11 protein-coding genes and 1 tRNA gene are annotated in these 14,153 nt (G+C 49.0%); 6 read left to right on the forward strand and 6 right to left on the reverse strand.

Features of this window, described 5'->3' with window-relative positions; translation table 11 throughout:
* Positions 1 to 1,362 carry a 3-phosphoshikimate 1-carboxyvinyltransferase gene (gene aroA / locus ACSTTO_RS10250; protein ID WP_439273092.1) on the reverse strand — a complete coding sequence of 454 codons (1,362 nt, stop codon included), beginning with the start codon at positions 1,360 to 1,362 and terminating at the stop codon, positions 1 to 3.
* Positions 1,363 to 1,670: 308 nt separating this feature from the next.
* Between aroA and ACSTTO_RS10255 the strand changes: the two genes are divergently transcribed.
* Positions 1,671 to 2,057, forward strand: a complete 387-nt coding sequence (locus ACSTTO_RS10255; RefSeq protein WP_439273273.1) for a TIGR02300 family protein — start codon at positions 1,671 to 1,673, stop codon at positions 2,055 to 2,057.
* A gap of 256 nt (positions 2,058 to 2,313) precedes the next feature.
* Positions 2,314 to 2,389: transfer RNA gene (locus ACSTTO_RS10260), tRNA-Ala, on the forward strand.
* 331 nt (positions 2,390 to 2,720) lie between these two features.
* Here ACSTTO_RS10260 and ACSTTO_RS10265 read toward each other — a convergent pair.
* On the reverse strand, positions 2,721 to 3,872 hold the full coding sequence (locus ACSTTO_RS10265; RefSeq protein ID WP_439273093.1) for a COG3904 family protein: 1,152 nt from the start codon (positions 3,870 to 3,872) through the stop codon (positions 2,721 to 2,723).
* 210 nt (positions 3,873 to 4,082) lie between these two features.
* Here ACSTTO_RS10265 and ACSTTO_RS10270 point away from each other — a divergent pair, with 210 nt between their 5' ends.
* On the forward strand, positions 4,083 to 4,229 hold the full coding sequence (locus tag ACSTTO_RS10270; protein ID WP_439273094.1) for a hypothetical protein: 147 nt from the start codon (positions 4,083 to 4,085) through the stop codon (positions 4,227 to 4,229).
* Between the two features lie 64 nt (positions 4,230 to 4,293).
* On the opposite strand, the gene arsC is transcribed toward ACSTTO_RS10270, so the two are convergent.
* The 4 genes from arsC to ACSTTO_RS10290 form a co-directional block, all read right to left on the reverse strand.
* On the reverse strand, positions 4,294 to 4,707 hold the full coding sequence (gene arsC / locus ACSTTO_RS10275) for an arsenate reductase (glutaredoxin) (RefSeq protein ID WP_439273095.1): 414 nt from the start codon (positions 4,705 to 4,707) through the stop codon (positions 4,294 to 4,296).
* On the reverse strand, positions 4,707 to 5,774 hold the full coding sequence (arsB, locus tag ACSTTO_RS10280) for an ACR3 family arsenite efflux transporter (protein ID WP_439273096.1): 1,068 nt from the start codon (positions 5,772 to 5,774) through the stop codon (positions 4,707 to 4,709). The genes arsC and arsB overlap by 1 nt, the downstream gene beginning before the upstream one ends.
* A gap of 59 nt (positions 5,775 to 5,833) precedes the next feature.
* The gene (locus ACSTTO_RS10285) at positions 5,834 to 6,211 is read right to left on the reverse strand and encodes an ArsR/SmtB family transcription factor (protein WP_439273097.1); all 378 of its coding nucleotides are present in this window, start codon (positions 6,209 to 6,211) and stop codon (positions 5,834 to 5,836) included.
* 117 nt (positions 6,212 to 6,328) lie between these two features.
* A complete protein-coding gene (locus ACSTTO_RS10290; protein ID WP_439273098.1) occupies positions 6,329 to 7,978 on the reverse strand; it encodes an FMN-binding glutamate synthase family protein in 1,650 nt (549 codons plus the stop codon).
* Positions 7,979 to 9,387: 1,409 nt separating this feature from the next.
* Between ACSTTO_RS10290 and ACSTTO_RS10295 the strand changes: the two genes are divergently transcribed.
* From ACSTTO_RS10295 to cyoA, 3 genes are all read left to right on the forward strand, one after another.
* Positions 9,388 to 11,913, forward strand: a complete 2,526-nt coding sequence (locus ACSTTO_RS10295) for a DNA translocase FtsK (RefSeq protein WP_439273274.1) — start codon at positions 9,388 to 9,390, stop codon at positions 11,911 to 11,913.
* 316 nt (positions 11,914 to 12,229) lie between these two features.
* The gene (locus ACSTTO_RS10300) at positions 12,230 to 12,448 is read left to right on the forward strand and encodes a hypothetical protein (protein WP_439273099.1); all 219 of its coding nucleotides are present in this window, start codon (positions 12,230 to 12,232) and stop codon (positions 12,446 to 12,448) included.
* Between the two features lie 757 nt (positions 12,449 to 13,205).
* Positions 13,206 to 14,150: a ubiquinol oxidase subunit II gene (gene cyoA / locus ACSTTO_RS10305; protein ID WP_439273100.1), complete on the forward strand. Its 945-nt coding sequence runs from the start codon at positions 13,206 to 13,208 to the stop codon at positions 14,148 to 14,150.
* Positions 14,151 to 14,153: the final 3 nt, after the last annotated feature.

Genomic DNA, 14,153 nt, shown 5'->3' on the forward strand with positions numbered 1-14,153 from the left:
TTATTGGGCTCCGGTCAATGTGATATCCGCGCCAAGACCCTGCATCATATCCATAAATTCCGGAAATGAGGTTGCAATCATTGTGGCATCATCAATTGTTACCGGTTTTTCCGTGGCCAGACCCAGCACAAGAAAACTCATGGCAATGCGGTGATCAAGATGGGTGGCAACCATGCCGCCGCCAAAGCCTTTGCCGGATGGATTGCCGCGCACGGTTAATATGTTTTCACCCTCTGTGCAGGCAATGCCGTTGGCCTCGAGGCCGCGGGCAACAGCTGCAAGGCGGTCTGATTCCTTAACCCGCAGCTCATCAACTCCGTCCATAACGGTTTCACCCTCAGCAAAGCTTGCGGCAATGGCCAGAACCGGATATTCATCAATCATGGCAGGGGCGCGTTCAACCGGCACAGTAATGCCGGTGAGTTTTGATGAACGCACATGCAGGTCTGCCACATCTTCACCGCCGGCAAGGCGCGCATTGAGCACCTCAATGTCAGCCCCCATTTCCTGCAAGGTGGTGATAAGGCCTGTGCGGGTTGGGTTCATCAACACATTGCGGATGATAATGTCGGAGCCTTCGGTAATCAGTGCCGCCACCAGCGGGAAGGCGGTGGAAGACGGATCCCCCGGCACATCTATGATCTGGCCGGTCAGCTTGCCCTGACCGGTAATGTGAATATGGCGCACACCATCCTTGTCCGTCTCAACACTCAGATCCGCGCCAAAGCCCTGCAGCATTTTTTCCGTATGATCGCGGGTCATGACCGGCTCAATCACTGTGGTTACGCCCGGCGTATTGAGGCCGGCAAGCAGCACGGCTGATTTCACTTGCGCAGAAGCCATCGGCACACGGTAGCGGATCGGGTTGGCTGTGCGCGGCCCGCGCAATGTCAGCGGCAGGCGGTCGCCTTCAGCGGCTTCAACCTGTACCCCCATTTCACGTAACGGATTAAGCACACGGGCCATTGGCCGCGATGTCAGTGATGCATCGCCGAGAAACGCGGTTTTCATATCATAAGTGCCAACCAGCCCCATGGTCAGGCGCACGCCTGTGCCGGCATTGCCAAAATCCAGCGGCATTTCCGGTTCCAGCAGGCAGCCATTGCCGGTGCCGTTGATAATCCAGATATCACCGTCCTTGCGGATTTGCGCACCCATGGCCTGCATGGCTTTGCCGGTGGCCAGAATATCTTCTCCCTCCAGCAGGCCGGTAATGCGGGTTTCACCTGAGGCAAGGCCGCCGAACATGAAAGAACGGTGAGAAATCGACTTGTCTCCCGGAATGCGAATATCGCCTTTCAGATCGCGCGAGCGGCGGGAGATTGCAGGCTTTGCAGCCGGAGAAATATGTGAATGAGACATAATATTAATATTACAGTCAGTTTGTGCTGCCGTTTTTATGCTTATAGCGCGTTTCAGGACAGCGCGGTCAATCGTGGTGATCAAGGTCTAGCATAGGTTTTTGTGCAGGTCATCCTGCAATATGCGTGTAATTTTATGCTGCAGGGGCTGGCAATCGGCGATGTTTTGGTAAAACATGCGTCTTTAGCTTTGACAAAGACATCGAAATCCGTTTATGCACCCAAAAATACCGAAAAGGCGTTCCGGTTATATCTCTTGTTTCAGGAGATGGGCGGATGCCGCAGCCGGCACAACTCATGAGGCTTGACGTGGCAAAACCTGAACTTGGCACAAAACGTATCGATCCGGAAACGGGCAAAAAATTCTATGACCTGAATAAGGATCCCATTGTTTCCCCCTATACAGGTAAATCTTATCCGCTGTCTTATTTCGAATCCACCCTTGATGCTCGCGCTGAAGAGGAAGAGGTCGAAACCGAAGAACTGGATGTGGCGCTGGATTCACCTGAATTCGTATCTCTGGAAGATGCGGATGATGAGGCAAAGGGTGATGATATTCCTGATCTGGGTGATGATGATGTGGATCTGGGTGATGATGATGATCCGTTTCTCACGGCAGATGATGAAGATGAGGACGATGATATGTCCGGTCTTCTTGGCGGCAGCGGCGCCGTCGGCGATGATGATGAAAATTAATCGCTGATTTTTCCACAGAATCAAAAACACCCTGTATCAGCAATGATGCAGGGTGTTCTTGTTTATTTTGCAGGGCGTGCGGGGCAGTTTTCCCGCAATTTTGAAAATAATCTGTATATCTTTAAAAGAGTTTGATTTTTCCTCTTGATCTTGTCTGAAAGGCCATTTATGTAGCCGTCACGAACAGACAGCAATCTGCTTCGCATCACCGGAACCGACGCTCAGGTCGGCATGTTCTCAAAACATGATCGGGAATGGGGCCATAGCTCAGCTGGGAGAGCGCTTGCATGGCATGCAAGAGGTCAGCGGTTCGATCCCGCTTGGCTCCACCATTCACTATGTGAAGTTATTTATCTTTAAAAATCAACAGGTTAATAATTTTGAAGTTTCGCTGCGCACTGCGCTACCTACCCCATATACCTGCTCCGCTTTTAGTCGTGCTTGTTTAAGTCTTCTTTGATTCGCTGGTTTCAGATATAATTGTGCAATCTTCGAAAAGATCATCTTTGATTATCAGTAGCGTTTTATTGTTTTTATAATTAAAATGGCATGATTTCTGTGGTTGTATATTGTATTGAAAAAAATGACGGATATTTAGTGATTTTTTGTATTTTACTTAGTATAATGCACATTCTTATTTATATATTATAAGAAAATAAATAATTAAAGTTTTCTCACATATGTGTTACCGTAGCTGAACCGTGAGTCTTGAGGTATTATTCTTCTGCTTTTTAAATTATTTAATACCTTGATTGCATCAGAGTGGCTAAAAGTTTCACTTAAGGTTACAGCTAGCCAGCCATTTGTTGAAAGATAGATGTCTAGATTGAGGTTTGACTTGTTTATATATTCCAAGGCGTCAGCATAATTATCAAAACTGCTGATCTGTATGTATCGCTTTTCTGATTTCGGTAACTCGTATTGATCAACATGTACCCATGAGTGATGCATATAGCCCATGTAGTCACCATACACTACCTTGTACCATTGTTTGTCGTACGGCTGTAAATATACCGTAGCGCCGTTTCTCAATTCTATTAAGGTGCGTGATTTATTATCAGGATCGAATTTGATTGCGGCCTTTTTCTTGGGGTGGTGGATGATACCAGAGCGAGCAGCGGGAATACTCAAATTTGGACTATAAGCTGGTTTGTGGTTAGTTTGCGGTGGGGTTGAGTACATTGATGAGGTGTTAGCGGTGGTAGATGGCGTAGCTGCAATTTGTGGTAGAGATGAAGGTCGTTCTGTTTGTTGTGTGGTTATAACGTTAAAGCTCTCCATCTCTCGTAAAGATAAGTAGCGCATATCATTGCTATCATATTGCAGGGCAAGCTGAAGCAGGTTGGCATCTACCCCCATTTCAGTCATGTAGCCCATTATATCTGCAGTTATCTTCTGGATGTTTGAAATTGCAGTATTTGCATCCATGCCGCTGGCATTAATGAATGAAGATTTATGAACTCCGATTGATCCTGCCTCTGCAAACCGGATAACGCCCCCCAAAAATGCAAGTGAACAAGCGGAGGAGCACTCCATTCCGCGAAGCTGTATTGTATGTAGTTTTAATGTTCGGATAATTTTCCCGAGCTCAATAGCCTTATATACATTCCCGCCGCTGGAGTTGAATATGATGATCTCGGTATTTTGCTTTTGAACTGCCTTAAGAAAGAAAGATAAATCATCATTATGCTCAAAAGTTCCCTTTATCAAGAGAACGGTAGGAAGTCCATTTTCAGAAAGCGATTCATATTGCAGGTTGGCCTGAGCAGAAGATGAAGTAATTATAAATGATATAATTAAAAGGAAAATACGCAAGACCATTCCTCGATGAATTATAATAACAAATATTAATCGGTATTAAAAATTTTGTCGAGTCGTGAAAATATAATTACTTATATTTTTTATCATTAAACGATCATATTTTGATGGACGGATCAGTATTGTTAATGGTCATTCTTGTGCCTATCCTTTAGTATATTGAAAATGCGGTAGAATGGATAATTTCAGTTTTCTGCTTCAGGTTAAATGAGTGACCTTCTTAAGGTTTGTAACGAGAAGACTTGGTTTTCTTGGAATTATGAAAATGTTCAGAAGTCTTTGATTTTATTTGCGCAGGATTGGCTTGCTGCAAGCGCGGGGTTTTCTGAAAATGGCTGGAAATGCAGCCGCTAAATTGCCCTGTGGGCCATATCTTATGAAATACAGCCAACAGGTGTAAAAATGCAGTCTGCGGAAATCAGGATGGCTTTCCTTTATAATTCACCTGTTCGCCGTCTTCCTTGGTGAAGGCAGAGACAGGATGATTGAGAAGATCAAGCACCTTTTCTGAAGGGCGGCACAGCGCGGTGCCGCGCGGTGTTTCCACAATAGGGCGGTTTATCAGCACAGGATGTTGCTGCATAAAATCCAGCAATTCGTCATCTGTCCATTTCGGATTGGCCAGATCCAGTTCTGCAAAAGGCGTGCCCTTTTCACGCAATAATGCGCGCGGGGTGATATTCATCGCTGAGAGCAGTTGTTTCAGCCGTTCTTTTGTCGGTGGATTCTGTATATAGTCGATAATCACCGGTTCTTCACCGCTGGCGCGGATCATGGCAAGAGTGTTGCGTGATGTGCCGCATCGCGGATTATGATAAATGGTAACAGACATTACATTTCACCTGTTGTTATCTGGTCAGCCGTCTTTATCGGGGCGCTGCCTTGCTCATACCAGTTTTTTGAGCGGTTCACGAGCCGGACAACAGAAAGCATAACCGGAACCTCAACCAGCACGCCGACAACCGTTGCCAAGGCCGCACCGGAACTGAAACCGAACAGGCTGATTGCGGCTGCAACGGCCAGTTCGAAGAAGTTGGAAGCCCCGATCATTGCCGAAGGCCCTGCAATACAGTGTTTTTCACCGGAAATCCGGTTGAGATAATAGGCAAGGCCGGAATTAAAATAAACCTGTATCAGGATTGGCACAGCCAGCATGGCGATGATCAGCGGCTTGGCAATAATCTGCTCCCCCTGAAAACCAAACAACAAAACAAGCGTGGCAAACAGTGCGGCCAGTGATAATGGCTGCAGGGTAATTATCAGTTTTTGCAGGCGTTGATCATGATTGCCGGATAGCAGGCTGCGGCGGATGATTTGTGCAATAAGCACCGGAAAGATGATGTATAAAACAACGGAAAAAAGCAGCGTATTCCACGGTACGGTAATGGCCGAGAGCCCCAGCAGCAAGCCGACAATCGGCGCAAAGGCGATAATCATAATGGCATCATTGATTGCCACTTGTGTGAGCGTGAAATGCGGCTCGCCCTTGATCAGGCTCGACCAGACAAAAACCATGGCAGTACACGGAGCGGCAGCAAGAATGATCAGGCCAGCAATATAAGAATCAATCTGATCCTGCGGAAGATAGGGGCGAAACAGCCAGCCGATAAACAGCCAGCCCAATAAAGCCATGGAGAAAGGTTTGACAGCCCAGTTAACAAACAGGGTGATACTGATGCCGCGCCAATGCTGACCGACATGACGCATGGCTGAAAAATCAATTTTCAACAGCATCGGAATAATCATCAGCCAGATCAGCACGGCAACCGGAATATTAACCTTGGCAATCTCTGCAGACCCGATGATTTGAAAAAACTGCGGAAACATATGCCCGAAAGCAATGCCGGCGATGATACAGAGGGTAACCCAAAGGGATAAATATTTTTCAAAAACGGACATGATATTTCTCGCGGCCAGTTTGATAAATCTGCAATGGAACAGGTTTATATCAGGGGGTATCAGCTCAATGTGCCGGAAGTGCCGGGGGGGTGATGCGGAGTTTGTGTGCAGCAGGATGAAAGTTTTTTGATGAGCGGTTGGCACAGTTGCGCACTGCCGCCACAGCAATCTTGAATCATGAACAGGGTAAGTGACTGAAATTTCTCAAGATTCGCACGATAAATGACCAGGCGGCTTTGGCGCTCGCCTTTGATGAGGCCTGCACGTGACAATGTGGCAAGATGTGCTGACATTGTGTTTTGCGGCACATCGAGCAGACGTGCCAGTTCGCCTGCCGGCACACCCTCAGGCTCATATTTTACCAGCAACCGGAAGGCTTCGAGCCTTGTTGGCTGTGCCAATGCGGCAAGTGCGGTGATTGCAGTTTTATTTTCCATATATCCGGAATAATGGATATATGGAAAATGTCAAACAGGTTTTATAAAAGCCCGGAAAACATAAGCAGAAATGAAAAGAGCGGTTTCTTTAAAATAAGAAACCGCTCCGATCAAAAATCAGGCTGCAATTTTGCGGCGCGTGAAGGGGCCGTGCGGAATTTCCGGCGGGGCGAAAGTTTCAGCCGAAGCGCGATCCCAGCGGCTGTACCAATCGGAGAGCTCTTCAATTTCAGGGCCGGAAACCAGAAAACCATTTGGCAGATAAGGATAGACCTCATTACCATCAAGAAATTCATTGTCCTTTTGCCGGAACATGAAATGGTAGGGCATAAAATCACGCGGATCGTTGAGGCCGGCCGCACCGGCCAGTTCGCCCAGTGCATGCATTGTATTGCGGTGAAAGCGTGCAACACGGTCACTTTTATCGCCCACATCAATGGCACGCTGGCGCAGCGAATCCTGCGTGGCAATACCCACAGGGCAGGTATTGGTGTGGCAGGATTGCGCCTGAATGCAGCCCACCGCAAACATAAAGCCGCGTGCGGAATTGCACCAGTCAGCTCCAAGAGCAAAGGTGCGGGCAATATCAAAGGCAGAGACGATTTTACCCGCAGCGCCAATTTTTATTTCATCGCGGATACCGGCGCCGCGTAAGGTATTATGCACAAAGGTCAGGCCTTCCAGCATGGGCATGCCAACGCGATTGGCAAATTCCAGCGGCGCGGCGCCGGTGCCGCCTTCCTTGCCGTCAACAACGATAAAATCCGGATAAATGCCGGTTTTCAGCATGGCCTTGACCATGGACATGAATTCACGGCGATGACCGATACATAATTTGAAGCCAACAGGTTTGCCGCCGGAAAGTTCACGCAGCCGGCCGATAAATTCCATCATACCGATTGGTGTGGAAAATGTGCTGTGCGCCGGCGGTGAGATGCAGTCCTTACCCATAGGAATGCCGCGTGCTTCGGCAATTTCCGGAGAGATTTTGGAGGCGGGCAGCATACCGCCATGGCCGGGTTTTGCGCCCTGACTGAGCTTGACCTCAATCATCTTGACTTGCGGATCAGCCGCCTGAATCGCAAATTTTTCCGGAGAGAAACTGCCATCATCATTGCGGCAGCCGAAATAACCGGAAGCAATCTGATAAATCAGGTCGCCGCCGCCCTCCCGGTGGTAGCGGCTGATGCTGCCTTCGCCCGTATCATGAGCGAAACCGCCTTTTTTGGCACCCTTGTTCAGTGCCAGAATGGCATTGGCCGATAAGGCGCCAAAGCTCATGGCAGAAATATTATACAGGCTTGCATCATAAGGCTGTTTGCAGGACGAGCCGCCGATACGCACACGAAAATCGGTGTTCTTGATCACGGTCGGCTGGGCAGAATGGGTGAGCCAGGCATAACCGGAGCGGTACACATTCTCGATCGTGCCGAACGGGCGCTTGTCTTCCACGCCTTTGGCGCGCTGATAGACGAGGCCGCGGATTTCACGGCTGAACGGTTCCTCATCGCGGTCGCCTTCAATAATATATTGGCGCAGTTCCGGACGGATGCTCTCCAGCAGAAAACGCATATGACCAATGATGGGATAATTGCGAAGAATCGCATGTTTACGCTGCCACATGTCATGAATACCCAAGCCAAGCAATGCGCCTGAAATTGCGGTAATAAGGAGAAGCCAGTGACTATAGAAGACAGCGCCGATAAGTGAGACAATTGTCAAAAGCGCAACACAAGTTAAAACTGCATAACGCTGATAAGAAAACATAATTATCACCATCTCTGTGTGGAGTAAGCGGTTCACGTCTTTTTCGGGCAGTCGTTGGGCAACATGCCGTTTTGCGCCTCCTTACTCCACAAGCCGCATGATTGCGAGCATATTATTGGCGCAAATAGGCGCAGACGCGGTTAAATTATGCAAATATCTGTTACCGGTGCTCTTGTTTTACCAGCGACAGCTATTTTTCAGGGCATTACCGGACCAAAAGCCTGCAACAACTTTTTGTGCGGAGAATGCGATAAAATATCTATCAAGAGCGGTTGCGGTGATTCAGATTAAACCGGCGCCGCTCCTGATTGAAACTGTTCCCTTATAAAGCTGTTGAGGCTGAATAAAGGCGGCAAAGCCTCAAAGGCAAGGCCGCATGGCTATAAGCCCCGCAAAGGGGAGCCTTGCTGCCATATTAAATATTCTTCCTCATGTCTTCCCATGTTTTTACATGAATAAATATATGAAAAATATAAATTATTTTTGAATATATGTTGCTGGTCAAAGGCAATGTGCCGCCGCTGGAATGCATGCATAACCGGTTTTGGAAGGAACTTATTAACCTTCATTTTTTATTACTTTGTGGACAGAACTCAGTAGCGTATTTTTGGTTTTTCAGGTCCATGCGTATTCCCCGATCCAACTTCTCCATTGCAATGTCTGGCCGTTCCGCGGCTTCTGCCGGCATGCGTGAACCGGTATCTCCGCAGCAGGAAATGCAGAGACCGGAAGCAATGCCGTCCAATAGCTATTCATCTTTATCAGCACAGCAGAATGTTTCTGCAGCGGCGGAGCCGGCCGCTTCCGCTTCGCCGCTTAGTTATGCTCCCGCAGTTGTGCGTGAGGTTGCTGCGCCGGCAGTGGCTTCTTCATCTTCGCCGGCTATCCCGTCATCCCCGCTCAGGAGTAAGCAAATGAACAGCAATTTTGCGGTTAAACACTGGATGGATCAGGATCGGGAAGACAAGGCGGCACAGGCTGCGGCGGCAAGGCAGAGTGCAGAGGCGGATACTATTGTGCCGGATGTGCCTTCTGTGCCGGTTCATCCGAAACCTGCCGGTCTGGCAATGCCAAAGCCTGCCAATCCTTCCATGATTGTGCCAAGCCCGCATGTTGCCTATCAGGGGCCGTTATTGCATGAGCAGTTCGGCTCTGGCGAGCAGGTCTGGAAAAACGCTTTTGCGCTGGCTGAAAATGTTCGTTTTACCCGCACGCCTGAAAGCGAATTGATGCGTTTGCGCGCCAAGCTGATCGAAGAATTCGGCGCGGAAGAAGCGGAACAGCCACAGGCAGAAAAGCCGGAGGAACCTTCCGCACCGGCATCCATGCCGGCTGCTCAGGCTCAGCCTGTGCGTCAGACACCGGTTTTACGCGGCCCCTCCAGTGTGATTGTTGCGGCACGTCTGCGTTTGCCTTCAGTGCCGGTTGCCCCGCATGTGGAGGCGGCGCAAGTGCTGACGGGGCACCCTGTTGCGCCTGTGGTTTCCGTCGTGCCGGAAGCCGAGGTTGTCAATGCTGTTGTTTCACATCTGCCTGAATTGAAAATTGAGGATCATGCAGAAATTGCAGCGACACCAATCGTTGCCAGATCACAGGAAAGCGACCCCGTGTCCGGCCAGCAATTGACACTCAGCCAGCTGTCGGATTTTGCTTTCTGGGAATTTGCCGGCATTCCGGATGTGGTGCCCGCAGCCATTGAGGCTGCAACAGTGCCCGCAATTGCCCCTGTTGCTGCCATTGCTCCGGCTTTTGACGCACCGGCAGATAAGCCAAAAACTGCGGAAACGGCTGAAGACACATCTGCAATTTTGAACATGTTCCGCACCGTTGAGTGGCATCCGGCGGATGAGACGGCACCCCTGCAGGCTGAATTGCAGGAATCTGCCTCCACTCTTGCTGAAGCAACCGGTGAAGAAATTGCCGCTGAAACTTCCGCCCCTGCGGCAGAAGCGGAGCCGGAAAAGAATGAAACAGAAGCGCCGCAGCCATCGGCTGATCATGCAGAACCGCAGATTGCAGCACAAACACCGGCGGGTGCTGTTGCATCCAATCCGTTCCTGCCATCTTTCAGCTTTGGCCTGAGCGGTTATCAGTTGCCGGCCTATTCTCTCGGCATTTCAGGCCTGACCATGTTGACCGCACCGGCAGAGGCGGCAACTGTTGTGCAGAATGAAGCGGTTGCGGCAGAAACAAATACAGAAACCGACGCAGAACAAGTTACAGATGCAGCCGGACAGCAGCCGGAAACCGCTATTGCCGAAGAAGCGGAAACGGCTGTAGCAGCAGAACCTGTGGCCGGGCAGGCAAATACGCAACATTTGCAGGCCAATGCATCGCGCAATTCTTCGGCTGCAATTAACTTGTCGATTTTTTCGCCCACAGCGATTGAAGCCGGCACTGTGATGTCATCTGAAGCTTATGAATATCCGCCGCGTGATTTGCTGCAGCAGCCTGTTTATAAGGACGGTGCGATTATTTCTCAGGAAATGCTGGAGCGCAGCGCCGGTCTTCTGGAAAGTATTCTTGAGGATTTTGGTGTGCGCGGTGAGATTATCCATGTGCGCCCGGGGCCTGTGGTTACACTTTATGAGTTTGAGCCGGCGCCCGGGGTCAAATCATCCCGTGTGATCGGATTGGCAGATGACATTGCCCGCTCCATGTCTGCGCTGTCTGCCCGTGTTGCGGTGGTGCCGGGGCGCAATGTGATTGGTATTGAATTGCCAAATGCAATCCGTGAGACGGTTTATTTCCGTGAACTGATTGAATCGCCGGCTTTTGAGAAGACAAATTGTCGTCTGGCCTTGTGTCTTGGCAAGACAATCGGCGGTGAGCCGGTGATTGCCGAACTGGCAAAGATGCCGCATCTTCTGGTTGCGGGTACAACCGGTTCGGGTAAATCGGTGGCGATCAATACCATGATTCTCTCGCTGCTTTATCGCATGAAGCCGGAAGAATGCCGCCTGATCATGATTGATCCGAAAATGCTGGAGCTGTCAATTTATGATGGTATTCCGCATTTGCTCACCCCGGTTGTGACCGATCCGAAAAAGGCCGTTGTGGCACTGAAATGGACGGTACGCGAAATGGAGGAGCGTTATCGCAAGATGTCGCGTCTTGGGGTGCGCAATATTGATGGCTATAATGCCCGTGCGGCGGCCGCGCGTGAAAAAGGTGAAACTGTTACCTGCACGGTGCAGGCAGGTTTTGACAAGGCAACCGGTGAAATCCTGTATGAAGAACAGGAAATGGATTTGACGCCGATGCCATATATTGTCGTCATTGTTGACGAAATGGCCGATCTGATGATGGTGGCCGGCAAGGAAATTGAAGGTGCGATCCAGCGTCTGGCTCAGATGGCGCGTGCGGCGGGTATTCATCTGATTATGGCAACACAGCGCCCGTCAGTGGATGTGATTACCGGCACGATCAAGGCCAATTTCCCGACCCGTATCTCCTTTCAGGTCACTTCAAAGATCGATAGCCGCACCATTCTTGGTGAGCAGGGTGCAGAGCAGCTTCTCGGGCAGGGAGATATGCTGCATATGGCCGGCGGCGGTCGTATTGTACGTGTGCACGGGCCGTTTGTATCGGATGAGGAAGTTGAAAAGGTCGTCAATCATCTGAAGGAACAGGGACGTCCGGATTATCTGGCTACTGTAACTGCGGATGAGGAGGATATGGACACTCCGGAAGAAGACAGTGCAGTCTTTGACAAGGGCGATATGGCTAATGATGAAGGCGATGACCTTTATGAAAAGGCTGTTAAGGTGGTGATGCGTGATAAAAAATGCTCCACATCCTATATTCAGCGGCGCTTGTCGATTGGTTATAACCGGGCGGCCTCTCTGGTGGAGCGGATGGAGCAGGAAGGGCTGGTCGGGCCTGCCAATCATGTGGGCAAGCGCGAGATCATCGGCCATAGCGATGCCAGATAATGAGGTGCGCTACAGTATTTGCAAGCCAAAAGGGTTTGACGGTTTTGCACAGCCTTAATACATAAACCAAAAAAATGTGAGCATTTCCCCGCAGAAGTCATTTTTGCGGGGAAACTTTATTAAGATATAAAATATATATTAAATGATAACTTAATAATATAATTATATATTTTATCATTGCCGCAATATACTTGTCTCATCCCGCCTTTTTGAAAATATACAGTATATTGGCATTGCCAAATCATCTTTGTTCATATCATGTTAACCATATTGAGATAGGAATAGTATCTATATTCTGGGATGTGTGAGGTGGGCAATGCAGCGTTACAGATTTGATCAGAAGACGATTGTGGTGCAGGCGGTTGTTGAGATGATTAAACGCGGCGTGCCGGCATCTGAGATGGATATTTATTTAAGCCGTATGGGGCCGGTGGATCTGGATCTGTTACAGCAATGTATGGATGAGGTTTATGATTATATCGCCCGTCAGGATGCGGATTATAATTATGGGCGGCAAGTGCGCGCGGTTGCCTGATATGTGTCATAGTCTTGAAACAATCAGGGGCTATACCTATATCGGATTATAAGAATTCGCTTCTCCTTTGACCACGGATGTACTGGCACTGGTTGCAAGCGTTTGACGGAAGGTCGGGAAATCCCGGCCTTTTTCGTTTTTAAACTTTGCCTTTTTTAAATATTGCTCCGGATTATCCGTTTAAAAAAATCGAGGTTGCGACAATTCTGCAAAAAACCGCTGTCATGCCGGTGGCAAGCCCTGATGATTTATCTCCTGAGGGTATTATTGTGTTATTTTACCGATATTTGCGCAGGCTTACTAAAAAAGAGGCAGGCTTTTTTATATAAGAGAATCGTCAATTATTGCGCTGGTGACGCAAAAAAGTGAATAAGATTCACCTTGCTGTTTGGATATTTTCCTGTTTATAGAAACTGAAAAAAATCTGTGAGCGCGAAATGAATCGGCTGGGCAGTCATGGTTTTGCACAGCAATTGCGCCTGACAGAATAATAAGAAGATGCGGTAGGATGCGGATTGCATCATCTTCTGAAGTGCCGTGAACAGGCCGGCAATATTAAATTGCAGGCTTTGTTTGTCTGCAAGTTTCAGAATTTACCGAAACGACTGTATATACACTCCTGCCTGAAAATGGCAGGCAGCATAACAGGATGTTTCCGGTAGGCTCATATATTTCCGGAGTCTGGGTGAGGCCGGAAATATTCAGGTGAATGTTGATATGCGACCTGTCCCGGGTGCATTCAAGACGGAAAAATTAAATGAAACATGGATTATTCCGGCCGATCAGTATTGGTGCAGTGCTGATGCTCACGGCAATTCTGGCAGGTTGCCAGCAGGTCGTTCTGTTTCCTAAAGGCGCTGTCGGCGTTCAGGAGCGCGATCTGATTATTTTCTCGACAGTGATTATGTTGCTGATCGTGGTTCCGGTGATTATTGCAACCTTGTATTTTGCCAATAAATACCGTTCAACCAATAATAATGAATATGAGCCGGACTGGCACCATTCCAATAAGATTGAAGCCTTTGTCTGGACTATTCCTTGTATTGTTGTTGCCATTCTGGCTTATGTAACCTGGATCAAGACCCATGAGCTTGATCCCTATCGCCCGCTTGATGTGGCCGGCAAACCGGTTGAAGTGCAAGTGGTGGCGATGAACTGGAAGTGGCTGTTCATTTATCCGGAGCAGGGCATTGCCTCGGTGAATGAGCTGGTTATGCCGGTTGATCGTCCGGTCAATTTTCGCATCACTTCCGGCCATATGATGAATTCTTTCTTTATTCCTGCGTTGGGCGGTCAGGTCTATGCCATGCCTGGCATGCAGACCAAGCTGCATCTGATTGGCAATGCGACCGGTGATTATGACGGTATGTCTGCGAATTACAGCGGCGCAGGTTTTGCGCAAATGCGTTTCATTACCCGTGTCAAAACCGAAGACGACTTTGAAAAATGGGTCGCGCAAGTGCGGACATCGGATAAGATTCTCAATCGTGCGGGCTATCTGGAGCTGGACAAGCCTTCAGAACGCAATCCGGTTACGCATTATGCATCCACCGAGCAGGGCTTGTTCAGTGCCATTATCGGGCGCTGTGTTGACGGCAAAACCCCTTGTGTCAGCCATGGTGGCGGCAGCGTGCAGAAACTTTCGCCATTCATTACATCTTCTGTAAACAAAACATCGCCTGCGGAGCCACAGTCCAACTGACAG

The sequence above is a fragment of the Pseudochrobactrum albidum genome, from assembly GCF_051851455.1.
Lineage (GTDB): Bacteria > Pseudomonadota > Alphaproteobacteria > Rhizobiales > Rhizobiaceae > Pseudochrobactrum.